26 protein-coding genes are annotated in these 25,125 nt (G+C 57.4%); 22 read left to right on the top strand and 4 right to left on the bottom strand.

Translation table 11 applies throughout. The annotated features are described in order from the left end of the window. The first annotated feature begins 15 nt into the window (after positions 1–15). The 7 genes from ABD720_RS02810 to ABD720_RS02780 all read left to right on the top strand — a co-directional run bounded on the left by ABD720_RS02810 (position 16) and on the right by ABD720_RS02780 (position 6,959). Complete coding sequence (locus ABD720_RS02810) at positions 16–990, top strand: LysR family transcriptional regulator (RefSeq protein ID WP_344761695.1); 975 nt, start codon at positions 16–18, stop codon at positions 988–990. A gap of 620 nt (positions 991–1,610) precedes the next feature. After that, positions 1,611–2,555 (top strand): transporter substrate-binding domain-containing protein, encoded by a 945-nt coding sequence (locus ABD720_RS02805; RefSeq protein WP_344761694.1) that lies wholly within the window; start codon positions 1,611–1,613, stop codon positions 2,553–2,555. Between the two features lie 180 nt (positions 2,556–2,735). Next, on the top strand, positions 2,736–3,488 hold the full coding sequence (locus ABD720_RS02800) for an amino acid ABC transporter permease (protein WP_344761693.1): 753 nt from the start codon (positions 2,736–2,738) through the stop codon (positions 3,486–3,488). A gap of 2 nt (positions 3,489–3,490) precedes the next feature. Next, positions 3,491–4,180, top strand: a complete 690-nt coding sequence (locus ABD720_RS02795) for an amino acid ABC transporter permease (RefSeq protein WP_425547900.1) — start codon at positions 3,491–3,493, stop codon at positions 4,178–4,180. A 60-nt stretch (positions 4,181–4,240) separates the two neighbouring features. Beyond that, positions 4,241–4,966 (top strand): amino acid ABC transporter ATP-binding protein, encoded by a 726-nt coding sequence (locus ABD720_RS02790; RefSeq protein ID WP_344761692.1) that lies wholly within the window; start codon positions 4,241–4,243, stop codon positions 4,964–4,966. 125 nt (positions 4,967–5,091) lie between these two features. After that, complete coding sequence (gene pyrC, locus ABD720_RS02785; protein WP_344761691.1) at positions 5,092–6,138, top strand: dihydroorotase; 1,047 nt, start codon at positions 5,092–5,094, stop codon at positions 6,136–6,138. Next, the gene (locus ABD720_RS02780; RefSeq protein ID WP_344761690.1) at positions 6,135–6,959 is read left to right on the top strand and encodes a DUF3025 domain-containing protein; all 825 of its coding nucleotides are present in this window, start codon (positions 6,135–6,137) and stop codon (positions 6,957–6,959) included. The genes pyrC and ABD720_RS02780 overlap by 4 nt, the downstream gene beginning before the upstream one ends. 84 nt (positions 6,960–7,043) lie before the next feature. On the opposite strand, the gene ABD720_RS02775 is transcribed toward ABD720_RS02780, so the two are convergent. After that, a complete protein-coding gene (locus ABD720_RS02775; protein WP_344761689.1) occupies positions 7,044–8,159 on the bottom strand; it encodes a porin in 1,116 nt (371 codons plus the stop codon). Between the two features lie 228 nt (positions 8,160–8,387). Here ABD720_RS02775 and coq7 point away from each other — a divergent pair, with 228 nt between their 5' ends. Then, positions 8,388–9,017, top strand: a complete 630-nt coding sequence (gene coq7 / locus ABD720_RS02770) for a 2-polyprenyl-3-methyl-6-methoxy-1,4-benzoquinone monooxygenase (protein WP_344761688.1) — start codon at positions 8,388–8,390, stop codon at positions 9,015–9,017. 30 nt (positions 9,018–9,047) lie between these two features. On the opposite strand, the gene ABD720_RS02765 is transcribed toward coq7, so the two are convergent. Beyond that, the gene (locus ABD720_RS02765; RefSeq protein WP_344761687.1) at positions 9,048–9,473 is read right to left on the bottom strand and encodes an OsmC family protein; all 426 of its coding nucleotides are present in this window, start codon (positions 9,471–9,473) and stop codon (positions 9,048–9,050) included. A 245-nt stretch (positions 9,474–9,718) separates the two neighbouring features. Here ABD720_RS02765 and rplM point away from each other — a divergent pair, with 245 nt between their 5' ends. From rplM to erpA, 6 genes are all read left to right on the top strand, one after another. Further along, a complete protein-coding gene (gene rplM / locus ABD720_RS02760) occupies positions 9,719–10,147 on the top strand; it encodes a 50S ribosomal protein L13 (protein ID WP_344761686.1) in 429 nt (142 codons plus the stop codon). A 9-nt stretch (positions 10,148–10,156) separates the two neighbouring features. Further along, a complete protein-coding gene (gene rpsI / locus ABD720_RS02755; RefSeq protein WP_009666889.1) occupies positions 10,157–10,549 on the top strand; it encodes a 30S ribosomal protein S9 in 393 nt (130 codons plus the stop codon). Positions 10,550–10,705: 156 nt separating this feature from the next. Further along, positions 10,706–11,749, top strand: coding sequence for an N-acetyl-gamma-glutamyl-phosphate reductase (gene argC / locus ABD720_RS02750; RefSeq protein ID WP_344761685.1), 1,044 nt, complete (start codon positions 10,706–10,708; stop codon positions 11,747–11,749). A gap of 79 nt (positions 11,750–11,828) precedes the next feature. Then, positions 11,829–12,509 carry a DUF6776 family protein gene (locus ABD720_RS02745; protein ID WP_344761684.1) on the top strand — a complete coding sequence of 227 codons (681 nt, stop codon included), beginning with the start codon at positions 11,829–11,831 and terminating at the stop codon, positions 12,507–12,509. A gap of 10 nt (positions 12,510–12,519) precedes the next feature. Then, the gene (locus ABD720_RS02740) at positions 12,520–12,924 is read left to right on the top strand and encodes a bactofilin family protein (protein ID WP_344761683.1); all 405 of its coding nucleotides are present in this window, start codon (positions 12,520–12,522) and stop codon (positions 12,922–12,924) included. Between the two features lie 50 nt (positions 12,925–12,974). Then, positions 12,975–13,325, top strand: a complete 351-nt coding sequence (gene erpA, locus ABD720_RS02735) for an iron-sulfur cluster insertion protein ErpA (RefSeq protein ID WP_344761682.1) — start codon at positions 12,975–12,977, stop codon at positions 13,323–13,325. Between the two features lie 67 nt (positions 13,326–13,392). On the opposite strand, the gene ABD720_RS02730 is transcribed toward erpA, so the two are convergent. Next, positions 13,393–14,544, bottom strand: a complete 1,152-nt coding sequence (locus ABD720_RS02730; protein WP_344761681.1) for an anhydro-N-acetylmuramic acid kinase — start codon at positions 14,542–14,544, stop codon at positions 13,393–13,395. Between the two features lie 134 nt (positions 14,545–14,678). After that, positions 14,679–16,046, bottom strand: coding sequence for a peptidoglycan DD-metalloendopeptidase family protein (locus ABD720_RS02725; RefSeq protein WP_344761680.1), 1,368 nt, complete (start codon positions 16,044–16,046; stop codon positions 14,679–14,681). A 139-nt stretch (positions 16,047–16,185) separates the two neighbouring features. Here ABD720_RS02725 and tyrS point away from each other — a divergent pair, with 139 nt between their 5' ends. From tyrS to ABD720_RS02685, 8 genes are all read left to right on the top strand, one after another. Beyond that, positions 16,186–17,460: a tyrosine--tRNA ligase gene (gene tyrS / locus ABD720_RS02720; protein WP_344761679.1), complete on the top strand. Its 1,275-nt coding sequence runs from the start codon at positions 16,186–16,188 to the stop codon at positions 17,458–17,460. A 19-nt stretch (positions 17,461–17,479) separates the two neighbouring features. Continuing rightward, a complete protein-coding gene (dtd, locus tag ABD720_RS02715) occupies positions 17,480–17,971 on the top strand; it encodes a D-aminoacyl-tRNA deacylase (protein WP_344761678.1) in 492 nt (163 codons plus the stop codon). A 71-nt stretch (positions 17,972–18,042) separates the two neighbouring features. Next, on the top strand, positions 18,043–18,684 hold the full coding sequence (locus tag ABD720_RS02710) for a YbhB/YbcL family Raf kinase inhibitor-like protein (RefSeq protein WP_344761677.1): 642 nt from the start codon (positions 18,043–18,045) through the stop codon (positions 18,682–18,684). 1 nt (position 18,685) lies between these two features. After that, positions 18,686–19,336, top strand: coding sequence for a histidine phosphatase family protein (locus tag ABD720_RS02705; protein ID WP_344761676.1), 651 nt, complete (start codon positions 18,686–18,688; stop codon positions 19,334–19,336). Between the two features lie 61 nt (positions 19,337–19,397). Beyond that, the gene (locus ABD720_RS02700) at positions 19,398–20,477 is read left to right on the top strand and encodes a GGDEF domain-containing protein (RefSeq protein ID WP_344761675.1); all 1,080 of its coding nucleotides are present in this window, start codon (positions 19,398–19,400) and stop codon (positions 20,475–20,477) included. Positions 20,478–20,759: 282 nt separating this feature from the next. After that, positions 20,760–23,507: a PAS domain S-box protein gene (locus tag ABD720_RS02695; protein WP_344761674.1), complete on the top strand. Its 2,748-nt coding sequence runs from the start codon at positions 20,760–20,762 to the stop codon at positions 23,505–23,507. A gap of 217 nt (positions 23,508–23,724) precedes the next feature. Then, positions 23,725–24,741: a tRNA dihydrouridine synthase DusB gene (dusB, locus tag ABD720_RS02690; RefSeq protein ID WP_344761673.1), complete on the top strand. Its 1,017-nt coding sequence runs from the start codon at positions 23,725–23,727 to the stop codon at positions 24,739–24,741. A gap of 43 nt (positions 24,742–24,784) precedes the next feature. Next, positions 24,785–25,018: a Fis family transcriptional regulator gene (locus ABD720_RS02685; protein ID WP_344761672.1), complete on the top strand. Its 234-nt coding sequence runs from the start codon at positions 24,785–24,787 to the stop codon at positions 25,016–25,018. Positions 25,019–25,125 lie beyond the last annotated feature (107 nt).

The following is a 25,125-nucleotide window of genomic DNA, read 5'->3' as shown; positions in this document are numbered from 1 at the left end:
GCTTACCATCGTCTGATGGAAACTAAATGGCTGGAAGATTTTCTCTCGCTGGCAGAGACGCGCAGCTTCAGTCGCTCGGCTGAATTACGACATGTGACGCAACCGGCTTTCTCGCGCCGGATTCAATCGCTCGAAGCCTGGCTCGGCGCTGACATGATCGACCGCACGTCGTATCCGACGCGCCTGACACCGGCCGGCGAAGTATTTTATGAGCAGGCCATCGAGATGCTGGGTCAGATCAACAACGCTCGTGCCTTGTTGCGAGGCAAACGTCCCGCCGCCCAAACGACAGTCGACTTTGCCGTGCCGCATACGCTGTCGCTGACGTACATGCCGAAGTGGATGACGTCGCTGGAAGTGGATTTCGGTCCGATCAATACGCGGCTCATGGCCTTGAATGTTCACGATGCGGTCATGAGCATGGTCGAAGGCGGTTGCGATTTGCTGCTGTGCTATCACCATCCGCGTCAGCCGGTGCAGCTTGACCCGGTTCGGTATGACATGCTGATACTGGGCACCGAAGCGTTGTCGCCATACGCGCGTTGCAATCGGGATGGTGTCCCCGATTATTTGCTGCCGGGCAGTGCAGAATCGCCACTGCCATTTTTGTCGTACACCACGAACGCTTATCTGGGCAGGATGGTCGAATTGATTCTGGCCGATGCCAAACGGCCCTTGTATCTGCAAAAATGCTACGAAACCGATATGGCCGAGGGACTGAAAATGATGGCGCTCGAAGGACGTGGTGTGGTGTTTTTGCCGGAGTCCGCCGTCACCCGCGAGCTCAAGCAAAAGCGCCTGGCCCGTGCCGATGGCGATCAACTGGAGTGGCGTGTGGACATGGAGATCCGGCTGTATCGCGAAAAGCCATCGCTGCAACGGCCAGGAAAACCATTGGTGGGCCGTCTCTGGGACCACCTCGCGCAACGGCACGCCGCTGATGGTGACATCACACCGAGGAAAAGGGTTGTGAAGAAAAAGACCGCTTGAGAGCGCTGTGGCTGTGGGTTCTGAGACGCAAACAGTTCCAGGATGAAGGTATGTTTTTTTTGCATGGATGCATGTTGACAAAGCATTAGCTTGACGATGCATCAATGTTTTAGGATTCGTTGTTCCTGCTGGGTATTATTTATTCCATAGCAGATTGGTCCTGCAATTTGACAGGCGACCTCGGCGAGTCCGGTTCCCAACGCTGTGTTGCTTGCAGTCGACTCGTCTCAGTTTTGACGGACGATGTCATTGCACCGTTCCGGATGTCCGGCTGCGCCAGGCTGGTGCCGCCGGCCAAACGAGGGCAGTAATGATGGATGGCAATGTCGATAACACGGCGCGCGCACTCTGTATCGTTGCGTGGCCTGAATTTTGCTGGTTAGTTCGATCTGGTCGCAGCGGCAGGAGTTGTTCGGCAAATGGCGCCGTAATCCGATTCCCGTTCAGGGCGTCAAACCGCACGAGCTTTTCAGTCGGCCTGTCAACTAAGTACTATCCGAGACTGCGACAGGCCGTGCGAATGGTTACTCTATAGCAGCGAAGCTCTAAAAATGGATAGGGTATGTCCGCATACCCATCTTGGTACATTTGAACACTAGATAGACACTTCAGGAGAACATATGAAATTAGCAAAAATGGTCATGGTTTTGGTCGGTTCCGGTTTGATCGCATCGGCAGCGCAAGCGCAAGAAGGCGGCACCCTGAAAAAAATCAAGGACAGCGGGCAAATCACGCTGGGTGTGCGCGATTCGTCGATTCCTTTTTCCTACCTCGATGACAAGCAGTCCTATCAGGGTTACTCGATCGACATCTGCATGAAGATCGTGACATCGATCCAGAAAGAGCTCGGACTGACCGCCCTGAACGTCAAAATGAATCCGGTCACGTCCGCGACCCGTATCCCGCTGATGGCGAACGGTACCGTGGATCTGGAGTGCGGCTCGACGACCAATAATCTGGACCGTCAAAAGCAAGTTTCCTTTGCACCGACAACATTTATCACCGCAAATCGCTTGCTGGCCAAGAAGACCGCCAACATCAAGTCGCTCGCCGACATGAAAGGCAAATCTATTGTGTCGACATCCGGCACCGCCAACCTCAAGCAACTTGTTACCCTCAACGGCGAACAGAATTTAGGCATGAACATCATGACCGCCAAGGATCACGCGGAAGCATTTTTGATGGTCGAAACCGGCCGCGCTGTCGCATTCGGCATGGACGATATCCTGCTGGCATCACTGGCCGCCAGTTCGAAGGCACCGACCGATTACAGCATTACTTCCGAGGCATTGTCGACCGAGCCGTACGGCATCATGCTGCGTCGTGAAGATCCTGCCTTCAAGAAATCCGTCGACACCGCTGTCACGAATTTGTTCAAGTCGGGCGAGATCAACCGCATCTACGCAAAATGGTTCCAGACGCCGATTCCACCAAAAGGCATCAATCTGAACATCCCGATGAGTGATCAGCTTAAAGCAGCCATTGCCAAGCCAACCGATTCCGGCGATCCTGCGGCATATGCAGCAGTGGCTGAGGCACAGCAAGCTTCCCCAAAGAAAAAATAAGTTGTTCATGATTGCGTAATTGAGCGGGGGGCGTAACGCCTCCCGCTTTATTTTATGCAGATGGCGCGTTGTGACGCACAATAGGTTTGCAATTTTTTACACGAAGGATGCGTCACGGCGATTGCCATGGCGGGTACCGTATTTACAAGCACGCAGTTAAAAGATAACAAAGAGGTCGCGATGAATTACAACTGGAACTGGCGGATATTCTGGGACGCCTCGCCTGATGGCGTCGGCACGTACATGGATACGCTACTGTCCGGGCTAGTGTGGACACTGGCGACCGCGTTGACGGCCTGGGTCATGGCACTCCTGATCGGTGCGATCGTCGGTACGATACGCACGATGCCAAATCGCTGGGCCGTGCGTATCGCCAATGGCTACGTCGAACTATTTCGCAATATTCCGCTGCTGGTACAAATGTTCCTCTGGTACTTTGTCATGCCGGAACTGGTGCCCGAATCGCTCGGTACCTGGCTCAAGACGCTGCCGAATGCGCCTTTCATTACCGCAGTCATCTGCCTCGGATTTTTCACGTCTTCACGGGTTGCCGTGCAGGTCAGCGCAGGTATTCAGGCGCTGCCGCGCGGCCAGATGATGGCCGGCACCGCGCTCGGCCTGACGCTGCCGCAAACGTATCGCTACATCTTGTTGCCGATGGCATTTCGCATCGTTCTGCCACCGCTGACCAGCGAATTCCTCAACATCATCAAGAACAGTTCGGTTGCACTGACCATAGGTCTGATGGAACTGACGGCCCGTGCACGGTCGATGCAAGAGTTCACGTTCCAGGTATTCGAGGCCTTCACTGCGGCGACCATCATTTACATTCTGGTCAATATCGTGATCGTCAACCTGATGCACCTGCTTGAGAAAAAGGTCGCCATTCCTGGCTTCATTACCTCCGGTTCATCCAGTTCGGGAGGCCATTGATCATGAATAACTTCGACTTTGATGTCATCCAGCGCTCGTGGGTCTACCTGTTCAAAACCGGGATGGTTTTCACACTGGAGCTGACCGGCCTGGCCATGTTCGGCGGTATCATTCTCGGCACCTTGCTGGCAATGATGCGCTTGTCCAAATTCAAGACGCTGTCGCTGGTGGCAACCAGTTACGTGAATCTGATTCGCTCGATGCCGTTGGTGCTGGTGATTTTCTGGTTTTACTTTCTGGTGCCGTATATCGGTGCCTGGATGATCGGCTCCAATCAGCCCATCAAGGTGGGGGCATTTTCGTCCTCCCTGATCACGTTCATCCTGTTCGAAGCCGCTTATTACTGTGAAATCATGCGGGCAGGAATCCAGTCGATTCCGCGCGGGCAGGTTTCTGCCGGCTATGCGCTGGGCATGAATTACTGGCAAACCATGAGTAACATCGTTTTGCCGCAGGCTTTCCGCAACATGATCCCGGTATTGCTGACGCAAACCATCGTGCTGTTTCAGGACGTGTCACTGGTGTATGTGCTGTCAATCACAGATTTCGTGGGTGCCGCGTCCAAAATTGCGCAGCGCGATGGACGCCTGATCGAAATGTACTTGTTTGTCGCGGTCGTGTATTTCGTGATGTGTTTCGGCTTGTCACTGCTGGTCAGGAAGCTGCAGCAGCGGGTCGCCATCATTCGATAAGCTGAGCGCAGCAACACCGCGACAGTATCGGTAAAAAATTAACAGATTCAGGAGAAACAGATGATTGAACTTAAAGACGTCAGCAAGTGGTACGGCAAATTCCAGGTTCTGACTGACTGCACAACGAAGGTCGCCAAGGGCGATGTCGTGGTGGTCTGCGGCCCGTCGGGCTCGGGCAAGTCGACGCTGATCAAGACGGTCAACGGACTTGAGCCGTTCCAGAAAGGCCAGATCCTCGTCGACGGTATCTCGGTTGGCGATCCAAAAACCAACCTGTCGAAACTGCGTGCGCGAATCGGCATGGTGTTCCAGAACTTCGAGCTGTTTCCGCATCTGTCGATCCGTGAAAATCTGACGATCGGCCAGATCAAGGTGCTCGGAAGAAGTGTCGAAGAAGCCACCGAAAAAGGTCTGAAGTACCTTGACCGGGTGGGCCTGATTGCCCAGCAGGACAAATTTCCTGGCCAGTTGTCGGGTGGTCAGCAACAGCGCGTGGCCATAGCCCGGGCGCTGTCGATGGACCCGATTGCCATGCTGTTCGATGAGCCAACCTCAGCGCTCGACCCGGAAATGATCAACGAGGTACTCGACGTCATGGTCGGTCTGGCCGACGAAGGTATGACGATGATGGTCGTCACCCACGAAATGGGTTTCGCCAAAAAAGTCGCCAATCGCGTGATTTTCATGGACAGCGGACTGATCGTCGAAGATTGCACCAAGGATGAATTCTTTAACACGCAGCGTTCCGATCGCGCCCGGGATTTCCTGGCAAAGATCATTCACTGACCTGTCCCGGTCAGTTGCAAAAACCGCCTCTGCTGCACCGGGAGGCGGTTTTTTTTCGCCTGCCTGATACCTGCCGTGCCGGGTCCAGCAGGTAAAATGCGCCACGCCCATGAAAGAGAGTGACCATGTCGACTTCCACGCCTGAACACATCACCATCACCCGTCCGGATGACTGGCACCTGCACCTGCGCGATGGCGCGATGATGGCCAGTGTCTTGCCGCACACCGCGCGCCAGTTCGGTCGCGCCATCGTGATGCCCAACCTGAAACCGCCAGTGACCCTGACCAGTCAGGCGATTGCCTATCGCCAGCGGATCGTGGCGGCCATTCCAGAAGGCGTCGCGTTCGAGCCGCTGATGACGCTGTACCTGACCAACAATACCGCGCCGGATGAAATTCGTCGTGCCAAGGACAGCGGCATCGTGCATGGCATCAAACTCTATCCTGCCGGCGCCACCACCAATTCCGACGCCGGTGTCAGCGATCTGGACCACTGCACCAAAACACTGGAAGCCATGCAGGAAGTGGGCATGCCGTTGCTGCTGCACGGTGAAGTGACCGACCCGTCGATCGATCTGTTTGATCGCGAAGCGGTCTTCATCGAGAGCGTCCTGATCCCGTTGCGGCGGGATATGCCGGCGTTGAAAATCGTCTTCGAGCACATCACCACCAGCGAAGCCGCCGCGTATGTCACGCAGTCGGGTGGTCCCATCGCCGCGACCATCACGGCGCATCACTTGCTCTACAACCGCAACGAAATTTTCAAGGGCGGGATACGTCCGCATTATTACTGCCTGCCGGTACTGAAGCGCGAGCAGCATCGACTGGCCTTGCTCAAGGCAGCGACTTCGGGGAGCCCACAGTTTTTCCTGGGGACCGATTCCGCGCCCCATCCGAAGGGGCTGAAAGAACATGCCTGTGGTTGTGCCGGTTGCTACACCGCGCTGCATGCGATGGAGTTGTACGCCCAAGCCTTTGATACGGTCGGGGCGCTGGGCCAGCTGGAACAATTTGCCAGTATCAGCGGACCGACTTTTTACCAGTTGCCGCGCAATACCGGCACGATCACGCTGCGTCGCTCAAGCTGGACGGTCCCTGCCGAATTAGCCGTTGCAGATACGACCGTGGTGCCATTGAACGCCGGTGAAACGCTGCCCTGGAAGCTGGAGTGACAAGCGATGGCGTGCCGCCGGATTTCAGGTTGTGCATCGACTGGCGTCAGCCGTGGCTGGCGCCATTGCGCGGGCGCGGCGAGCCGTTGTGTGACGCGCAATGCGACTGGCGCGCGCGGATCAATGAGCATGCCCGGCAGGCCGGGATGCGCAATCACCGGGACCAGCCGATCTGCTTTGTTCGCCAATCCGAGCTGCCGGCCGGACTCGGTTATGAAGCCTACATCGGTGCTACCGGGCGCGTACCGACGCGCGAAAATCTGCATGATTTTTTCAACGCCCAGGTCTGGCTGGCTTTTCCGCGGATCAAGGCAAGGCTTAACGCCTTGCAAGCCGCAGATATTGCGCGGCAGGACGCCGAATCAGGCGGTGTGACAGCAGCGCATCGTGGTCAGCTGCGTGATGCGCTGACGATTTTCGATGAAAGTTCGGCGCTGATGGTATCCAGTGACAGCCGCTTGTTCGATGCCCTGCGCGCCCATGACTGGACCACGGTTTTCGTGGACCGGCGCGAGGGATTCAATCGCGATTGCGAGGTCTTTCTGTTCGGTCATGCCTTGATGGAAAAACTGGTCGCGCCGTACAAAGGCATCACGGCGCATGCGTGGCTGGTGCAGGTCGATGCGGCGTATTTTGCATGGCCCGAGTCAGAACGGATGGCGCATGTCGACCAGATCATTGCGGGGCAACTGACATCCGGTTTGCGCAATGCGGATTACACGCCGCTGCCATTGATGGGAATCCCCGGCTGGAGTGCCGACCAGGACGCCGCGTTCTATGCCGATCCCTCCGTGTTCCGGGCGCGGCGGCGTCGCCTCTGAGGAAATGCATGACGAAAAAAAAGCACCCGAAGGTGCTTTTTTACAAAGTGACGTCAGGTCGCCCGTCGTGCAGCGACTTGATTATCAGAATGTGTGGCGAACGCCAACTGCCAAACCTTTGTCACCCGAACCGGCGGTGATGTCGCCAGCATTGCCGACCGTGTACGCTGCACCGTTGTCGTTCTTGATACGCGAAAACTGGGTGTACAGAGCGGTACGCTTGGACATGTTGTACTCGTAACCAATGGCCATCTGCTTTGTGTCCTGATTCTTCGCTGAACGGTCATTGCGATCGATGTAGGACAGTTGAACATTGCTCGAACCAAACGGGATCGTTGCGCCGATCAGGAAGTCGTGTGTGTCGGCGCTTGCTGGTGGGCTGAACGATGGGTTGAATGGAATGCCGGCAGCGGCGTTGAAACCGACAGCAATCGAACCTGGGGTAGCTGCCGTGAAGCTAGGACCCTTGACCGTTGCGTACAGTCCGGAGAGTTTCACAACGCCGAAGTTGTACGAAGCAGCGATGATCGCGTTCTTGGTTGCATCTGGTGCCGATGTTGCTGCATTCGAGTGCTGGTATGCAGCGCGAACCATCAATGGACCTTGTGCAAACTGGACAGCACCGTTCATGACGCGACCCAGCTGGGTGTTGCCAGCGAGTTCGCCAAAACCGTACAGGAATTCCGCACTGAAGCCGCTGAAAGAAGGCGAGACGTATTGAATACTGTTGTTGCTACGGCCATTCGAGCCGGTGAACGCAACGATGTTACCGGAATTGCCTTCGCCACCCGCGCCGAATGGATCAACGGCAGCCACGGTTTTGAAGTACGGGTTGTATTGACGACCCATGGTCAACGTGCCGTTGTTGCTCTTGATGCCGACGAATGTCTGGCGTGCAAAGACGGTTCCTGCTGGATTTGCTGTCGATGCGCCTTGGGCGTTGCCGCCTGTGTCGACCGTAATACCTGTTTCCAGCGTGAACAGAGCAGCCAGTCCGCCGCCCAAGTCCTCAACACCGCGGAAGCCCACGCGGGAGCCGGCGGTAACGCCACTCGTCAGCTTCAGAACTGAACCGGCTGGATTGCCACTTTCACGAACAACGCCAGCGTCGACGATACCGTACATGGTGACTGAGCTCTGCGCTGCAGCCGAACCGGCGATGGCGCTCAGGACGGCAAGTGCGAGTAGTGATTTTTTCATTGATAATCTCCAAGAGTTTGTCGTGCAAAACGTTATTGTTATAAATTCAAGCGCTCAACGAACCGCCTCTGGCTAGTCCGTATCACTTCCTTGTGAAGAGAAGCTGGAAAGCATTTCAACAAATATTGGTGGGTAGAGCAAAGGAAATTTGGTTTTAGCGGCAATGTTTTGTTTTACATGTTGCAAAGTCGCAACGGAGAAGTTTTTCATTGGCAAGGCGAGAAAAGCATGAGTGTACTTTTTGATAGATTGATTAATAGTTTCGATGCCGGATTACGCGTCATTGCAGGTGTCGCGGTAGCGGGACGCGCCAATCCTGCGCTGGCGATCCAAGAGGCGACCATGAGTGAGGAAGAGCGCCGCCATAGCGCTGCCCTGATGCGGATCAACCACGTCGGCGAAGTGTGTGCCCAGGCGCTGTATCAGTCGCAGGGACAGTTTGCCCGTGGTCCAGCGCTGAGCGCGCAATTTGCGCACGCCGCGCGTGAAGAAGAAGATCACCTTGCCTGGAGCGCCGAGCGAATCGAGCAGCTGGGTTCGCATACCAGCATGCTCAATCCTGTCTGGTTTGCAGGGGCCTATTTACTGGGCATGGCCGCAGCGCGCGCAGGAGACGCCCGCAGCCTAGGATTCGTCGTCGAAACCGAGCGCCAGGTCGAGGCCCACCTGGACCATCACCTCGATACTCTGCCGGTATCGGATCTCCGCACCCGCGCCATCGTCACCCAGATGCGCGATGACGAAATCGCACATGGTGCGGCGGCACAGGCAATGGGTGCGAGTCAGGTGCCTGCGCCGATCCGGGTGGCAATGGGGGTGATGAGCAAGGTCATGACACGCACCGCCTACTATATCTAGCGTCCGGCAGATCTCCCGGTGCCTTTCTGGTCAGGATTGTTCGACGACTTCGAAGCTGTGCGTGATCTCTGCTGTTTTCTCGATCATCATCGTGGCAGAACAATACTTTTCATGCGAAAGTTTGATGGCACGTTCGACCAGATTCGGTTTGATGCCGACGCCAGTGACGATGAAGTGAAAATGAATTTTGGTAAATACCTTCGGATCTTTTTCGGCGCGTTCCGAGGTCAGCTTGACCTCGCAATCACGGATTTCCTGACCGCTCTTGCGCAGGATCAGAACGACGTCGTAGGCAGTGCAACCGCCGGTCCCGAGCAGTACCATTTCCATCGGGCGGGGTGCCAGGTTGCGGCCACCGCCGTCGGGCGCACCGTCCATGGCGACCACATGGCCAGAGCCGGTTTCGGCAAGAAAAGTCATTCCGGACAAGCCGGTCCAGCGTACGGTACATTCCATCAGTGATATCCCCATGGGTTTGGTGAGTGCGTTTTTGCGCGGTGGACGAAGTTTAACGACTGGCTTTGCGCTTGTGTTGGGCTTGTGCTCTGCGCACGGACTTTTAAATTGACCCGATCCCCCGAAGCCGAGTACACTCTCGCGTTCTTCTGTACGCTCAGGAAGAGATAACAAGGCAGAGTCTGCGCAAATCAGCGCGTGGAACCACCCACCTTTGAGCGAATCAATCTAGTTAGGAAGTCATCATGAAAACTTTTTCCGCTAAAGGCCACGAGGTCAAGCGCGAATGGTTTGTGATTGACGCGACGGACAAAGTCCTCGGACGTGTTGCCAGCGAAGTGGCACTCCGATTGCGCGGCAAACATAAGCCTGAATTCACCCCGCACGTAGATACGGGTGATTTCATTATCGTCATCAATGCAGGCAAGTTGCGTGTTACCGGTAGCAAAGCTACTGATCGTACGTACTATCGCCACAGTGGTTATCCAGGCGGTATTTACGAAACCAACTTCCTGAAGATGCAACAGCGTTTTCCAGGTCGCGCGCTTGAAAAAGCGGTCAAGGGCATGTTGCCTAAAGGTCCGCTTGGTTACGCGATGATCACGAAGCTCAAGGTTTATGCAGAGGCAACACATCCGCATACCGCGCAGCAACCCAAAGTACTTGAACTCTAAGGAACTGACATGATCGGTATCTACAACTACGGGACCGGCCGTCGCAAGAGTGCAGTCGCTCGCGTCTTCATTAAAACCGGCAGCGGTCAAATCGTCGTCAACGGCAAGCCAGCGAATGAGTATTTTTCGCGCGAAACCGGCCTGATGGTGATTCGCCAGCCACTGGAACTGACCAACAACGTCACCACCTTTGACATCATGATCAACGTCAACGGCGGCGGCGAGTCCGGCCAGGCTGGTGCAGTTCGCCACGGTATCACTCGTGCCCTGATCGACTATGATGCAACCCTGAAGCCAGAACTGGCCAAGGCTGGTTTCGTTACTCGTGATGCACGTGAAGTCGAGCGTAAAAAAGTCGGCCTGCGCAAAGCACGTCGCGCAAAGCAGTTCTCGAAGCGTTAATCGCGTCTTCAGTATTGCCAAAAGCCGCCGGATTATTCCGGCGGCTTTTTTCATGGCGGAACGCATTTCTGTTCCGTCCATTGAGGCCCGCATTCGTAGGGTGCGCTTGCCTCGTGCTGTTAAAATAAACATCAAACGTTTTTGCAGAGGGTATCCATGATCAAGGTTGGAATCGTTGGCGGTACCGGTTATACCGGCGTAGAACTGCTTCGTTTGCTGGCGACGCATCCCGAGGTCGAATTGACGGCCATTACGTCGCGCAAGGAAGATGGCTTGCCCGTTGCGGACATGTACCCGTCGCTGCGCGGGCGCGTTGCGCTGTCCTTTTCGGCGCCCGAAAAAGCCCGCTTGAACGAATGCGATGTCGTGTTCTTTGCCACGCCGCACGGTGTGGCAATGGCTCAGGCGCCCGCATTGCTCGACGCAGGCATCAAGGTCATCGACCTCGCCGCCGACTTCCGGTTGCAGGATACGGCCGTGTTCGAGCAATGGTATGGCATGCCGCATGCCTGCCCGTCGCTGCTGGCCGAAGCCGTCTACGGTCTGCCGGAAGTCAATCGTGCGGCGATTGCCAAGGCTCGGCTGATTGGTTTGCCGGGATGCTATCCGACATCGATGCAGCTCGGTTACGCGCCGCTGCTGGCTGGCGCAACGCCACTGGTCAACGAGGCGAGCCTGATTGCCGATTGCAAATCCGGCGTGTCCGGCGCAGGGCGCAAGGCCGAAGTAGGTTCGCTGATGGCTGAAGCGAGCGACAATTTCAAGGCGTACGGCGTCAAGGGACACCGTCATTTGCCAGAAACAGTGCAGGGACTGCAAGCGATTTCCGGACGTCCGGTCGGCCTGACGTTCGTGCCGCACCTGGTGCCGATGATCCGCGGAATTCATTCGACGCTGTACGCGCAAATCTTGCCGGAGGCCAGCAACACCGACTTCCAGGCGTTATACGAGCAGCATTTTGCAGGTGAGCGCTTTGTTGATGTCATGCCTGCCGGCAGTCACCCGGAAACACGCTCTGTACGCGCATCAAACATGTTGCGCATCGCGGTGCACCGCCCGGGTAACGGCAATTTACTGGTGATCCTGGTGGTGGAAGACAATCTGGTCAAAGGTGCTGCAGGACAAGGCGTGCAATGCATGAACATCATGTTCGGACTCGATGAGAGCCTGGGCCTGATGCACGTGCCGGTCATGCCTTGATGGTGCCGCGGGTGCGTCACCCGGAGTCAGAGTGAAGCTCAGGCTATGGTTGCGGCGGATGTCGATTTCGGCACCACGGATGACCGTCAAAAGCCATTTTCCGTGGCCGGTGAAACTGGCAGGTATTATTTGTGCCGTCGCCATTGGCGGTGCGGCGGCGCTGTGGATGTATGATCTGGGTCGGCAGTTTACGGGGGTAAAACGGACTGCCAGTCCCGATATCGCGGCCTACCAACAGCAGCTCGACAAGCTGTCGGCCGAGCGCGATCGCGCTGCCAGTACGGTCAATTCGGCCGACAGTCGACTCGTGATCGAACGCAGCGTGCAAAAACAGCTATCGGCTCAGGTCAAGACGCTGGAAGCAGAAAACAGCAAACTCAAGGAAGACCTGGCTTTTTTTGAAGGCCTGCTGCCAGCCGGCACCGGCAGTCCGACGGTTTCGATCCGCCGTCTGCAAGTCGAGATGACCGGGCCCAACCAATTGCGCTATCGCTTGCTGGTGATGCAGGGTGCGCGTGGCAAAATGGATTTCTCGGGTAGCCTGCAACTTGCCGTTACGGCATTGCAAGCGGGGAGGAGTAGCGTCATACTTTTTCCCTCGGCGAATGCTGCCGATGCAGACAAGTTCGCGCTGGCTTTTCGGCACTATCAGCGTGTGGAAGGAGTGTTGACCATTCCCGATGGCGTATCGGCAAAAGCGGTACAGGCACGGGTGCTCGAAAGAGGTCAGGTGCGCACCCAGTTGTCGGCAAATTTGTAAGGGAAATCTGATGTTTACTCGTAAATCGAAAAGCACGATCGATAGCCTGATCGGTCTCTCGACATCGATAGTCGGCGATGTCCATTTCAAAGGTGGCTTGCGCATTGACGGTCACGTCAAGGGCAACGTGGTGGCCGATTCTGCCGACGGGAGCATGCTGGTCATTTCGGAGCAGGCAAAAATCGAGGGAGATGTCCGTGTCGCCCATCTGGTCGTCAACGGCGAAATCCGTGGCCAGGTATTTTCAGCCGAGCTTCTTGAACTTCAGCCGAAAGCCCGCATAACCGGTGATGTCTATTACAAAGCACTCGAGATGCATGGCGGAGCAGTGGTCTCCGGCAAGCTCACGCACGATATGGCTGTCGAGCCACAGTTGAAACTGGCGCAGCCGAAGTTGACGTCCTCCGCCGCATGATTCGGGTTGCGCGTCTATAATGAAACATATTAGTCCAGTGGGAGTCTGAAATGAATGCAGTTACCGAAATGCCAGCACCAATCCTGTTCAGCGACAGCGCTTCCATGAAAGTGGCGCAGTTGATCGAAGAAGAAGGCAATCCCGATCTGAAGTTGCGCGTGTTCGTCCAGGGTGGCGGCTGTTCAGGTTTCCAGTATGGCTTCACATTCGACGAGATTACGAATGAAGACGATACGACGATGACCAAGAACGGCGTCCAGTTGCTGATCGATTCGATGAGTTACCAATACCTCGTCGGTGCCGAAATCGACTACAAGGATGATCTTGAGGGTGCCCAGTTCGTGATCAAGAATCCGAACGCAACCACAACATGCGGATGCGGTTCATCGTTCTCCGCTTGACGCGGCAGTAACGACAGTTCTGTGAAAGCGCGGAGTAATCTGCGCTTTTTTTATGTCTGCTGGTGTTTCATGCGGGATATAGTGCGCCAAGAATGCGGGCACCGGAAGCCCCGGTCACTGACGACAAATTACCCGCTTTGCGTGCCGTGAAACGCATCGCCAGCCACGCAAACGCCAGCGCCTCCACCTGATCCGGTGGTATTCCTAACGCGTTGGTCGACTGCACCCTCGCATCGCATCCGCCGACGGCAAGCGCGGCTCCGATGCGCGACATCAACAAGGTATTGAACGCGCCGCCACCGCAGACGAAGACGGTCTGCGCCTTGGGTGCCGACAACAGGATGGCATCAGCCAGCGTGGTTGCGGTCAGCTCGGTCAGCGTGGCTTGTACGTCTGCTGGCGCCAGCGCCCCGTAGCGCGTCAGCTTTTGGTCCAGCCAGCCGGCATTGAACAGGTCGCGGCCAGTACTTTTTGGTGGCGCCAGCTGGAAAAATGCGTCGTCGCGCAGCGCGTCCAGCAGCGCGGCATGTACCTGTCCGGTGGCTGCCCAGTTCCCGGATTCGTCGTAGGGCAATCCGCGATGTCGGTGGATCCAGAGGTCCAGCAGCATGTTGCCGGGCCCGGTATCGTATCCAGTGGTATAGCCGGACGGAGTCCGGACTGGCGCCAGCACACTGATATTGCTGATGCCGCCAATATTGGCGATCACGCGCTGATGGTCGCTGTCGGCAAAGACGCGATGATGAAACGCCGGCACCAGCGGCGCACCCTGGCCACCGGCTGCCATATCCCGACTCCGGAAATCGGCGATCACATCGATGCCCGTCAGCTCGGCCAGCAACGCGCCGTTGTTGATCTGGCGTGTATAACCCAGTTCTGGTCGATGCCGGATGGTCTGGCCATGGGCACCGATCGCGACTACCTGTGCCGGCAAGGTCTGGCTGCTCTCAAGCAGGCGAGCAACGCAGTCGGCATAGCAACGGGCGAGCTGGTTCGCTGCCATCGCTTCGTGGTGGATCTCGTTCTGACCGGTAGTCTGCAGCGCCATCAGCGCGGTACGCAGGTCCGCCGCAAAGTCGATATGGGCGGCTGCCAGTACCTGCACCTTGCAGGCATCATCGCCATCGTCGATGGTCGCGAGGACGCCATCGACACCATCGAGGCTGGTGCCGGACATCAAGCCGATATATAACCGGGAAGGGAGAAGAGGCGAAGTCATAAAAAAACCGTTACCTGGTCAGTATTCCGAAAAGGACTGAGCCACGAACGGTTTTCAGGTGCCGCACATGGCAAGTGTCTGGAGTAGTGCAAAAATTACTGTAAAAGCACCAACAAGAGCTGGCCCGCCGTGATTTATCGCGACGCCAGTTTCACGCTTTTTTCACCCTGGCGCAGCAGCGCGAAGCGATGGGTCATGTCACCAGCAACATTGCGAAAGCGTTGCAGTTCGACACCCACCAGCGCTTGCACATTGGGAATGTCGACCGACATCGGATCGCGCGGGTTGTTGGCGACACGGAATTCGTAATGCAGGTGCGGCCCGGTGGACCAGCCGGTCATGCCGACATAGCCGATCACGTCGCCCTGGCTGACCCGCGATCCCTTGCGCATGCCGGCAGCAAAGCGGCTCATGTGGGCATAGGCCGTCGTGATGTTGGACCAATGCTTGAGCACGACAACGTTGCCATAGCCATTCTGGCCACCGACAAAATCCACCTCGCCATCCGCAGCGGCCCGGATCGGTGTACCGATGGCGGCAGCGAAGTCGACACCTTTGTGCTGCTTCCACTGTCCCGAAATCGGATGCAGGCGCATCGAAAACACCGAGGACACGCGAGAAAATTCCAGCGGGGATTTCAGGAATGCCTTCTTCAGCGATTTGCCTTCAAAACTGTAATAGCCGCCACCGAGTCGCGGCGCGAATTCGTCGAACCAGACCGACTTGAAGTTGCGCGTGCCGTTCTGGAATTCACCGGCAAGAATACGGCCGGCGCGGACATACTCGCCGTTCTGCCAGAAGGTTTCATAGACGATGTCGAAGCGGTCGCCGCGTTGCAGGTCGGAGGCAAAATCGATGTCGGTAGCAAACATGTCGACGATTTGTTTGGCGATACTATCCGGAATCTGGGCCAGATCGGTGGCCGCAAACAGCGACGACTGGATTGCGCCGGCATGCATCTCGACCCGGCGCTCCAGTTTGGCCGGCGCCTCGACGGCCTTGAAGTGCTCGCCATCGCGGCTGATGACGATGTTCTTCGCGCTGGCATCGCGGTTGTCAGTGACCAGGCTGCTGAGCCACTGCAATTCACCGTCTTCGGTGGTCTGCGCCTGCAGACGCTTGCCGGGTTTCAGTTGCAGCACACTGCGCGCAACCGGATCGGATTTGATGAAGGCTTCAGCCGCATCGTCGTCCACGCCGAGGCGTCGTAACACGACCGCAAGCGTATCACCGGAGCGGATTTTTTCTTCGTGGATATATAGTGGCGTGGATTGTTCGAGTGCCGCGATTTGCTCGGCGATATTGGGCAAGGCCAGTTCATGGGCGATGGATCGAACCGGCAGATCGGAGGCATCGGGCGCCAGCGGGGCAACGGCAGCGGCGCCAAAAGCACACACCGCCAGGAATAATGCCGAGGCGGAAATGAGGCGCGTCTTGCGTGAAGAGCCGATGAAGTGCTGGGTGCTGGTGCGTAGGCGTTGGAATTTGTCTGAATTGAACATGCAATAAGTTAGAATTTGCCGTTTCGATTCACTTCTTTCTTCTTTTTGCTTTTGTAGTGAGTCGCTGCAATGGTTGAAAGAAAGGTGGATTATACCAAACAGCTTTTGGATTTTTTCCTCAATTTACCGCTCCAGCTCAATGAATTCCGACCAAAAATCAAAAACAGTTAAGACTTTTGCAACTATTAGTGATAAGCAACCACCGCTCAACTTGTCCGACCGCGCACAGGAAGCACTGGCCATTACCTTGCGCGGAGTCGACGAGCTGCTGATCGAGTCCGAATTCGCACAAAAGCTGGCGCGCTCCGAATTAAGCGGCAAGCCATTGCGGGTCAAGCTGGGTCTTGATCCGACCGCGCCCGATCTGCACCTGGGCCACACGGTAGTTCTCAACAAAATGCGCCAGCTGCAGGACCTTGGCCACACCGTGATTTTCCTGATCGGCGATTTCACGTCGATGATCGGCGACCCGTCCGGTCGCAACATCACTCGGCCGCCGCTGACCAAAGAGCAGATCGAAGAAAACGCCAAAACCTACTTCGCCCAGGCCAGCCTGGTGCTCGACGCCGAACGCACCGAGATTCGCTACAACTCCGAATGGTGCGATCCGCTCGGCGCGCGCGGCATGATCCAGTTGTCGTCCAAGTACACGGTAGCGCGCATTCTGGAGCGCGAGGATTTCACCAAGCGTTTCAAGGCCGGTACGCCGATTTCGGTCCATGAATTGCTGTATCCGCTGATGCAGGGCTACGATTCGGTGGCGTTGCATTCTGACCTGGAACTGGGTGGCACGGACCAGAAGTTCAACCTGCTGGTTGGTCGCGAACTGCAAAAAGACTGGGGCCAGGAGCCACAATGCATCCTGACCATGCCGCTGCTCGAAGGTCTCGATGGCGTCGAAAAGATGTCGAAGTCGAAAGGCAATTACATCAGCATCACCGAGCCGGCCAACAGCATGTTTGCCAAGGTCATGAGCATTTCCGACACGATGATGTGGCGCTATTACGAATTGCTGTCAGCCCGTTCGCTGACCGAGCTGGTGCAACTGCGCTCCGAGGTCGAGGCAGGCCGCAATCCGCGCGACATCAAGGTCGCGCTGGCCCAGGAAATCGTCACCCGTTTCCATTCGCATCAGGCCGGGCAGGATGCGCTGGCCGACTTCGACAATCGCGCCCGTGGCGGGATTCCGGACGACATTCCTGACGTCCGGCTCGATGGTGCGCCGCTCGGAATCGGCCAGTTGCTCAAGCAGGCCAACTTGTGTGCCTCCAGTTCCGAAGCGCTGCGCATGGTCGAGCAGAACGGTGTGCGCATCGATGGCGTGGCGATCAGCGACAAGGCGCTGAAGATCGAGGCCGGTACTTTTGTGCTGCAAGTGGGCAAGCGCAAGTTCGCCCGCGTGACCTTGTCGTGATGCTGCGCAGGGCGCACCGATGATCGGTTTGATCCAGCGCGTCACGCGCGCCTCGGTCATGGTCGATGGATGCGAAGTGGGCGCGATCGGTGCCGGTTTGCTGGTGCTGGTGTGCGCCGAGCGCGGTGACGGCATCCGCGAAGCCGATGCACTGCTGGCAAAACTGCGCGCTTACCGGGTTTTCGGCGATGCCAGCGGCAAAATGAATTGCAGTGTGACCGATGTCGCCGGCGGCTTGTTGCTGGTGCCGCAGTTCACGCTGGCAGCCGATACCCGCTCCGGCACCCGGCCGTCATTCACCCCGGCGGCGGCGCCGGCCGAGGCGCGTATTCTATTCGCGCATTTCCTGGCGCAGGCCTGCAAGCTGCACACGCTGGTGGCCAGCGGCATCTTCGGCGCGCACATGGAAGTCTCGCTGACCAACGATGGTCCGGTGACGTTCTGGCTGCAGGTGCGGCCATCCGGGGCTGGCGATATGACTACTGATAGTCGCCTCGACAGCGGTGCTTAGTCGGCTACACTGGACACGCTTGTTTAGCACTATGGCAATGAGTTTTCCGAACTTCCCACCAGGAGACTGCGATGAAATTGTGGAGTAATTCTTTCAAGGATGGCGGCTACATTCCGGGCGAGTTTGCCCTGGGAACGATTGATCCGGTCACGCATGTGACCCTGTCCGCCAATCGTAGTCCGCACCTAGCCTGGAATGAGCTGCCGCCGGAAACCCGCTCGCTGGTGCTGCTCTGTGTGGACCCCGACGTGCCGTCCGTGCCGGACGATGTCAATCAGGAAGGTCGCACCGTGCCGCCCGATTTGCCGCGGGTCGATTTCTATCACTGGGTCATGATCGACATACCACCCGGTATCCATTCGATGCCTGCCGGCCATTTCAGTGACGGCGTCACCTCGCGCGGCAAGCTCGGGCCGGAAATTGCCGACGCGGTCTTCGGTACCGCACGCCATGGAGTGAACGATTACACCGGCTGGTTCGCGGATGACCCGGCCATGGCTGGCGACTACTTCGGCTACGACGGTCCGTGCCCGCCGTGGAATGACAGCGAAATCCACCGTTACTTCTTTACGCTGTACGCGCTCGATATCGAGCACTTGCCCGTCGACGGCAATTTCACTGGTGCGCAGGTACTGGCTGCCATGCAATCACATATCCTCGACGAGGCCAATATCGTGAGCCTGTATACCCTGAACCCATCGCTGCAGGAATAAAGTGCAGACGACGGAAATTTTGCTGATTCGCCATGGCGAAACCGACTGGAACGCGGAACGCCGGCTGCAAGGCTTCCGCGATATCGGACTCAACGATCACGGCCGGCAGCAAGCCGCCGCGCTCGCACAGGCATTGCGCGATGACGTCCTCGATGTCGTCATTGCCAGTGACCTGCAACGCGCCTGGCATACCGCACAAACACTCGCCACGCCCCGTCAGCTGACCGTCATTACCGATGCCAGCTTGCGCGAGCGTTGCTACGGCGCATTCGAAGGATTGCGCTACGACGAAATCGTCGACCATTTTCCGGTCGCACATGCTGCCTGGATGGCGCGCGAAATCGATGCGCGCTTTCCGCCCGGTGCTCATCCGGCCGAAACCCTGCGTGAGTTTTCGGCCCGCTCCGTGTCTAGCGTGATCGCGCTGGCGCAACAGCACCGCGGCAAAAAAATCGCTATCGTCACGCACGGCGGCGTACTCGATTGTCTGTACCGTGCCGCTCGCGGCCTCGGTCTGGACACGGCGCGCGACTTTGACATCATGAACACCGGCGTGAACCGGTTTGTCTGGGACGGGACTGCGCTGCACGTGGTGCAGTGGGGCGATGTCGCTCATCTGTCGTCGGAAACGCTGGACGAACTACGCCAATGAGGTGGGTTTCTTTTGACGCTCAGCGCGGCGCGTCCGCGCTATCTTTGCGAGCTTGCGCGCGATGAAATTCAATTTCTTTTCCAGTCCCGACCCGGCGACACTGGTGGCGACAGCCCGCTCGGCATCGAGCCAGCAGCGCATCGATACCGAACGTGTTGCACTGACCGGTCTGCTGTACCGGTTGCTGGCCCGCTTGCCGCAATCGAACAATCTGCAGGCCAATACCGAACAGCTGTGCCGCACGATTCTGGATGACAACGATAACCTGCGCTTCATCTGGGTCGGTATCCGCGAAGCGCCCGGCGGGCCGGTGCCGCCACTGGTGATCGAGGGCGAATACGCCGGTGACTGCAGCGACTGGAGCCTGCCCGATTCCTGCTTCGATGGCGTGTTGCCGTATTCGCAGGCCGCACTCGAAAACGTCGATGCTGCAGCGGATTTCCCGTCCCTGTTTGCGCCATGGCGGGGCGCAATGGACCGCTGCACGGCCCATTGCGCACTGGCCATTCCGTTGCGCTCGGAGCGCAGTGGCGTGTGCGGGCTGATGGTGTTCTATGCCGCAGACCTGGATTATTTTTCTCGCCTCGGGGTCGCGCCGTTCCACGCGTTCTGCCACATCATCGAACTGATCTGGCGCCAATCCAACACCCAGCAATTGCTGATGGAGCGCACCCAGACCGATGCCCTGACCGGTCTGATGAACCGGCGCAAGACGGTCTTCGTGCTGACCAAAGCAATCGAGCAAGCCGGCCAGACTGGCGATCCGCTATCGATCCTGATGTGCCGGCTGGAAGGATTCGACAAGCTCAATGATGTCTATGGCTGGTTCGATGCCGACGCCATTCTTGCCGCGTTTGCCGGCGTCGTCGGCAGTCGCATGCCGCCGATGATCCAGGCTGGACGCTGGACCGGGGTCGAGTTCCTGTATGTGCTTCCCGGTTTTGATGCTGCCCGCGCGCGCGGGCTGGCGGAAGAACTGACCCGCTATCTGCAGCGCCAGGCCATTAGCGTCAAGAGCTGGTCGATCCGGCTGACAGTTCAGGTCGGTGTGGCGAACCACTCCGGCCAGACCCTCGGGATCGATGACTTGATCCAGCAGGCGATCCATCAGATGCAGCCGGCGCAGCGACAGCTCATCTAGCCTGAACGTTGCATCACGTACCGTCATGCCAGCCGTTTGCCGATGGACATGTGACATCTTGCGGGAGCAACTCTGCGCTATCCGGCAAGCGGGCTGGTGTCAGTGAATGTGATTTTAGACAAAGTACGTATTATCAGGTATTCAAGGGCATATCTGTATTTTCAGGCAAGGTACAGGCTTGCAGCGCAAGCGGGGAACTCCTGCTGATAAAATGCCAACCCGGCAACGAAATCGCCTGTCTGGTGTTTGGGATATAGCCTACCCATCTCCTACGCGGGCAACATGTCCAACCGATGTCTGGTCACACTGGAGCCTATGAAAGTTGATGAATTGGCAGTGGCAGAGCAGGTCCGCATCTGCGCATTGCATGCGCTGGCAGTGCTGGACACGCCACAGGAAGAGCGTTTCGACCGGCTGACGCGGCTGGTTTCGCACACCTTGTCGGTGCCGACTGCGCTTGTTTCGCTGGTCGCCGAAGACCGACAGTGGTTCAAGTCCCGGGTCGGCCTCGATGCGTCTGAAACGCCGCGTTCGGTCGCATTTTGCAGTCATGCCGTCGCGTCTGGCGAAATGCTTGTGGTGGACGATGCCACACTCGACCCGCGCTTTGTTGATAATCCGCTGGTAACGGATGCGCCATTCATCCGCTTTTACGCGGGTCAACCGGTTTTTTCTCTCGATGGCCAGGCTGTCGGTACGCTGTGTATTATCGACAGCGTGCCGCGTCGTCTTGACGATCTGCAAAAGCAGGTGCTGCGTGACTTCGCGTTGCTGGTACAGGATGAGTTGAATAAAACAACGATCATTTCTGCGCGCAAGACTGCCGAAGATGCGCTCCACGCGCTCAACGAAGCGCTGGAAGAACGGATCAATGAACGCACCAGATCTCTCGAGGAATCAAACAGGACGCTCAAGAGGGAGATGCAGCGCCGCGAATTAGTTGAATCGACGCTGCGCTCCAGCGAACAACGGATACAGACGATCATCGACACCTCTCTGGTGGCGTTCGTCAGTATCGACACCCGCGGCCACATCGTTGACTGGAATCCGTCGGCCGAACAGACGTTTGGCTGGCGGCGCGATGAGGCGCTTGGCATCGATCTGGCAACCTTGATCACGCCCGTACGTTTTCGCGACTCCCACCGTACCTTGTTGCAGCGCCTCCTGGATGGTGCGTCGGCTGAAGGGATCAACAATCGACGCGAATTGACGGCGCTGACGAAACGCGGTGACGAAATTACCGTGAGGGTGACGATCAGCGCGTTCGATTTTGACGGCGAACGGTACTTCGGCGCGTTTTTGTACGATATCTCCGAAGAACAAAAGGCACAGCGTGCCCTCGAAGAAAAGAGTGAACTGCTCGCCCAGAAGCAGGAACTGCTCGACGCCATACTTGAAACTGTCGATGTCGGCGTGGTTGCCTGTTCCGCCGAGGGTGGCCTGAGCCTGTTCAATCGCGCGGCCCGGGAATTTCACGGCCTATCGCAGGAGTCACTCGGCAGCGGAAACTGGGCGGAGCACTACAGCTTGTACGCGTCGGACGGCGTCGCCCTGTTGAACGAGGCGGATATCCCTCTTGTGCGGGCGCTGCAGGGAGAAGTCCTGCGCAATGTGCCCATGGTCATTGCACCGGTCGGCCTGTCGCGCCGTTTCGTACTGGCCAGTGGAAGGCGTATCGCGAATTCGGCAGGCAAGCCGCTAGGCGCGGTTGTTGCCATGAAAGACATTACAGAACTCAATGCATTCCAGCGCCAGCTCGCCAGAAACGAACAGCGTCTGCGTGACATTACCGACAATGTCCCGGCGCTGATCGCACATATTGATCGTAACCACTGCTTTACGTTCCTCAATTCCCCCGCACTGCGTTTTTATGGAAAAAGCGGTCAGAATCTGATCGGGCAGCATCTCAGTGTCATCTACACCGCCGTAGAATTTGAAAAATTCGCCCCGCTCGTTGCGCGGGTGCTGGTCGGCGAACGGGTGGACTTTGAAGAAGAAATGCAGATCGCTGGCAAACCCCGGTTCTTCCAGGTGTCGTACATTCCCGATCGTGACGATGCCGGTGAGGTGCAGGGTTTTTATGTCCTCGCTCTGGATGTGACAGCACGCAAGAACAGCGAGCTGCAGCAGCGCGAAAGTGAAGAACGGCTACGAACCATTACCGACAACCTGCCGGTACTGATCGCCTACATCGACACGGCGCAGCGTTATTGTTTTGCGAATGCACTGTATCGACAGTGGCTCAAGAAGGACCCGGCGGCGATGCTGGGTCGTTCCGTGGCAGAGGTCTTCGGCGAAGAGTTCCATGAGCAACGTGCGCCGTATCTGGAACGCTGCCTCGATGGGCAGGCGGTCCAGGCGGACTTTACGATGACCGACGGCATGCAGGAACGCACCGTCAACACCGCATTCATTCCCCACATTCGTGATGGCAGCGTCATCGGCATCTACCTGTTCAGCACGGATGTCACTGCCACGTATCAGCAAAAGGCGCACCTGCATTCGATTGCCAACACCGATGCCCTGACGAGCCTGCCGAACCGTCGCAGTTATGAAGCCAGCCTGAATGCAGCTGTCAGGAGCGCGCAAAGTAGCGGCGACGGTATCGCACTCATGTACCTTGATATCGACCATTTCAAAACAATCAATGACACGTGGGGCCATGCCGCCGGCGACGATGTCCTTCAGGAGTTTTCGCGTCGGTTACTCATGGTGGTGCGTAAAACCGATCGGGTGTCCCGCCTGGCCGGCGACGAATTCACCATCCTGCTCGAAGGCGTACCCACGCCGGAGGTGTGCCAGCGTCTGGCGGACAAAATTCTCGACGCGGTTCGCGAACCATTTCAAGTTGGCGGACAGGCAAAACAGGTGACAACCAGCATCGGCATTACATGGAATGGTTCCGGCAACATCGATGCAGAAACCCTCAGTGCGCGCGCCGACGCGGCCCTCTATCAAGCAAAGGGCGCCGGCAGAAATCAGTATTGTTCTGTCGATACGACAGAGACGGGCGGGCAGGGACAGACGTGATCGTGACGCTTAACGTGTGGATGCATGACGCAGGTCATGTCGAGCTCCGGCGTGTTCGTGCTTTTTGATGACGAATTCAGGTCAGTGATCCGAGCCCGTCGCAGCGACATCGTTGCCAATTTAGTTACTGTATTTTCCATGCGAAGTCGCGCTCCGCTAGCGTATGGACAGCGTAATTCCGGCTAAAATAGCGGACCCACTTTCCTTGTCTGCCTGCGTGAAACTCGGTCCCTACCAGCTTGCCAATAATGTCTTTGTCGCCCCGATGGCCGGGGTGACCGACCGTCCGTTCCGGCAACTCTGCAAGCAGCTCGGTGCCGGTTATGCGGTGTCCGAAATGGCGGCGTCCAATCCGCGCCTGTGGCAAACCGAAAAAACATCACGACGCATCAATCACGATGGCGAAATGGCACCGCGTGCGGTCCAGATCGCCGGCGCCGACCCGGCCATGCTGGCCGATTGCGCGCGCTTCAATGTCGAACGCGGCGCGCAGGTCATTGATATCAACATGGGCTGCCCGGTCAAGAAAGTCTGCAACAGCTGGTGTGGTTCGGCATTGTTGCAAGACGAACGACTGGTCGGTCAGATCCTCGATGCGGTGGTGGCGGCGGTCGACGTGCCGGTCACGCTGAAGTTTCGCACCGGCTGGGACCGGCAACACAAGAATGCACTGAACATCGCCCGCCTGGCGCAATCGGCCGGCATCGCCATGCTGACCCTGCACGGTCGCACGCGCGCTGATGGCTACAACGGCGACGCCGAATACCAGACCATCGCTGCGGTCAAGGCGGCTGTGTCGATCCCGGTGGTGGCCAATGGCGACATCACCTCGCCCGAAAAAGCCCGCCATGTGCTGGCCGTGACGGGCGCCGACGCCATCATGATCGGTCGCGCTGCGCAGGGGCGGCCATGGATATTCCGCGAAGTCGCCCACTTCCTGGCAACCGGCACGCATCTGGCCGCGCCGCTGGTCAGCGAAGTGGTGGCCCTGATGGAAGAGCACTTGCGCGCGCATTACGCGTTTTATGGCGCGTATCTGGGCGTGCGGACGGCGCGCAAGCACATCGGCTGGTACGTGCGCGACCTGGCGGGTGGCGAAGAATTTCGCCAAAGAATGAATCTGCTGGACGATTGCGAGCAGCAACTGGCCGCCGTAAACGATTTCTTCGAATCGCAAATTCGCTTCGGCGAGCGGTTACAATACGTTCCCCAAATGCAAAAGCTGGCCGCGTGAACGGCTACCAGCAACACCAACCAGCCTAACCACACTGCACAGAATGAGCAAAGAAAGCATCCAGGAAGTCGTCAAAAAGAGCCTCGAAAAGTATTTCAGGGACCTGGGCGAACAGCATCCCTCCAATGTCTACGAGATGGTGGTCGTCACGGTAGAAAAACCCATCCTCGAAGTCGTCATGGCGCGTGCCGATGGCAACCAGTCGCTGGCAGCCGACATGCTGGGCATCAACCGCAACACCTTGCGTAAAAAATTACAGCAACACAGTCTTCTGTAACGTCATCGGTGCGCCGCTTTACCGGTGTACCGGTGATCTGGATCTGATCTCCTCGCGATGATCTCCATGCACTGTTTTTCACCGAATCTTTCCCTGAATTTTTCACC

The sequence above is a fragment of the Actimicrobium antarcticum genome (assembly GCF_039536745.1).
Taxonomy (GTDB): Bacteria; Pseudomonadota; Gammaproteobacteria; order Burkholderiales; family Burkholderiaceae_D; genus Actimicrobium; species Actimicrobium antarcticum.
This window is presented reverse-complemented; position numbering and strand designations above follow the sequence as displayed.

What these genes read in the sequence shown, in the direction of transcription:
- ABD720_RS02745 (WP_344761684.1), top strand. Translation starts at nt 11,829, where the DNA reads ATGACCGTCAAAAGCCATTTTCCGTGGCCGGTGAAACTGGCAGGTATT.
- ABD720_RS02790 (WP_344761692.1), top strand. Translation starts at nt 4,241, where the DNA reads ATGATTGAACTTAAAGACGTCAGCAAGTGGTACGGCAAATTCCAGGTT.
- ABD720_RS02805 (WP_344761694.1), top strand. Translation starts at nt 1,611, where the DNA reads ATGAAATTAGCAAAAATGGTCATGGTTTTGGTCGGTTCCGGTTTGATC.
- rpsI (WP_009666889.1), top strand. Translation starts at nt 10,157, where the DNA reads ATGATCGGTATCTACAACTACGGGACCGGCCGTCGCAAGAGTGCAGTC.
- ABD720_RS02765 (WP_344761687.1), bottom strand. Translation starts at nt 9,473, where the DNA reads ATGGAATGTACCGTACGCTGGACCGGCTTGTCCGGAATGACTTTTCTT.
- ABD720_RS02775 (WP_344761689.1), bottom strand. Translation starts at nt 8,159, where the DNA reads ATGAAAAAATCACTACTCGCACTTGCCGTCCTGAGCGCCATCGCCGGT.
- tyrS (WP_344761679.1), top strand. Translation starts at nt 16,186, where the DNA reads ATGAATTCCGACCAAAAATCAAAAACAGTTAAGACTTTTGCAACTATT.
- ABD720_RS02800 (WP_344761693.1), top strand. Translation starts at nt 2,736, where the DNA reads ATGAATTACAACTGGAACTGGCGGATATTCTGGGACGCCTCGCCTGAT.
- argC (WP_344761685.1), top strand. Translation starts at nt 10,706, where the DNA reads ATGATCAAGGTTGGAATCGTTGGCGGTACCGGTTATACCGGCGTAGAA.
- ABD720_RS02810 (WP_344761695.1), top strand. Translation starts at nt 16, where the DNA reads ATGGAAACTAAATGGCTGGAAGATTTTCTCTCGCTGGCAGAGACGCGC.
- ABD720_RS02700 (WP_344761675.1), top strand. Translation starts at nt 19,398, where the DNA reads ATGAAATTCAATTTCTTTTCCAGTCCCGACCCGGCGACACTGGTGGCG.
- ABD720_RS02795 (WP_425547900.1), top strand. Translation starts at nt 3,491, where the DNA reads ATGAATAACTTCGACTTTGATGTCATCCAGCGCTCGTGGGTCTACCTG.
- erpA (WP_344761682.1), top strand. Translation starts at nt 12,975, where the DNA reads ATGAATGCAGTTACCGAAATGCCAGCACCAATCCTGTTCAGCGACAGC.
- coq7 (WP_344761688.1), top strand. Translation starts at nt 8,388, where the DNA reads ATGAGTGTACTTTTTGATAGATTGATTAATAGTTTCGATGCCGGATTA.
- rplM (WP_344761686.1), top strand. Translation starts at nt 9,719, where the DNA reads ATGAAAACTTTTTCCGCTAAAGGCCACGAGGTCAAGCGCGAATGGTTT.
- pyrC (WP_344761691.1), top strand. Translation starts at nt 5,092, where the DNA reads ATGTCGACTTCCACGCCTGAACACATCACCATCACCCGTCCGGATGAC.
- ABD720_RS02725 (WP_344761680.1), bottom strand. Translation starts at nt 16,046, where the DNA reads ATGTTCAATTCAGACAAATTCCAACGCCTACGCACCAGCACCCAGCAC.
- ABD720_RS02685 (WP_344761672.1), top strand. Translation starts at nt 24,785, where the DNA reads ATGAGCAAAGAAAGCATCCAGGAAGTCGTCAAAAAGAGCCTCGAAAAG.
- ABD720_RS02710 (WP_344761677.1), top strand. Translation starts at nt 18,043, where the DNA reads ATGAAATTGTGGAGTAATTCTTTCAAGGATGGCGGCTACATTCCGGGC.
- ABD720_RS02740 (WP_344761683.1), top strand. Translation starts at nt 12,520, where the DNA reads ATGTTTACTCGTAAATCGAAAAGCACGATCGATAGCCTGATCGGTCTC.
- ABD720_RS02730 (WP_344761681.1), bottom strand. Translation starts at nt 14,544, where the DNA reads ATGACTTCGCCTCTTCTCCCTTCCCGGTTATATATCGGCTTGATGTCC.
- ABD720_RS02695 (WP_344761674.1), top strand. Translation starts at nt 20,760, where the DNA reads ATGTCCAACCGATGTCTGGTCACACTGGAGCCTATGAAAGTTGATGAA.
- dtd (WP_344761678.1), top strand. Translation starts at nt 17,480, where the DNA reads ATGATCGGTTTGATCCAGCGCGTCACGCGCGCCTCGGTCATGGTCGAT.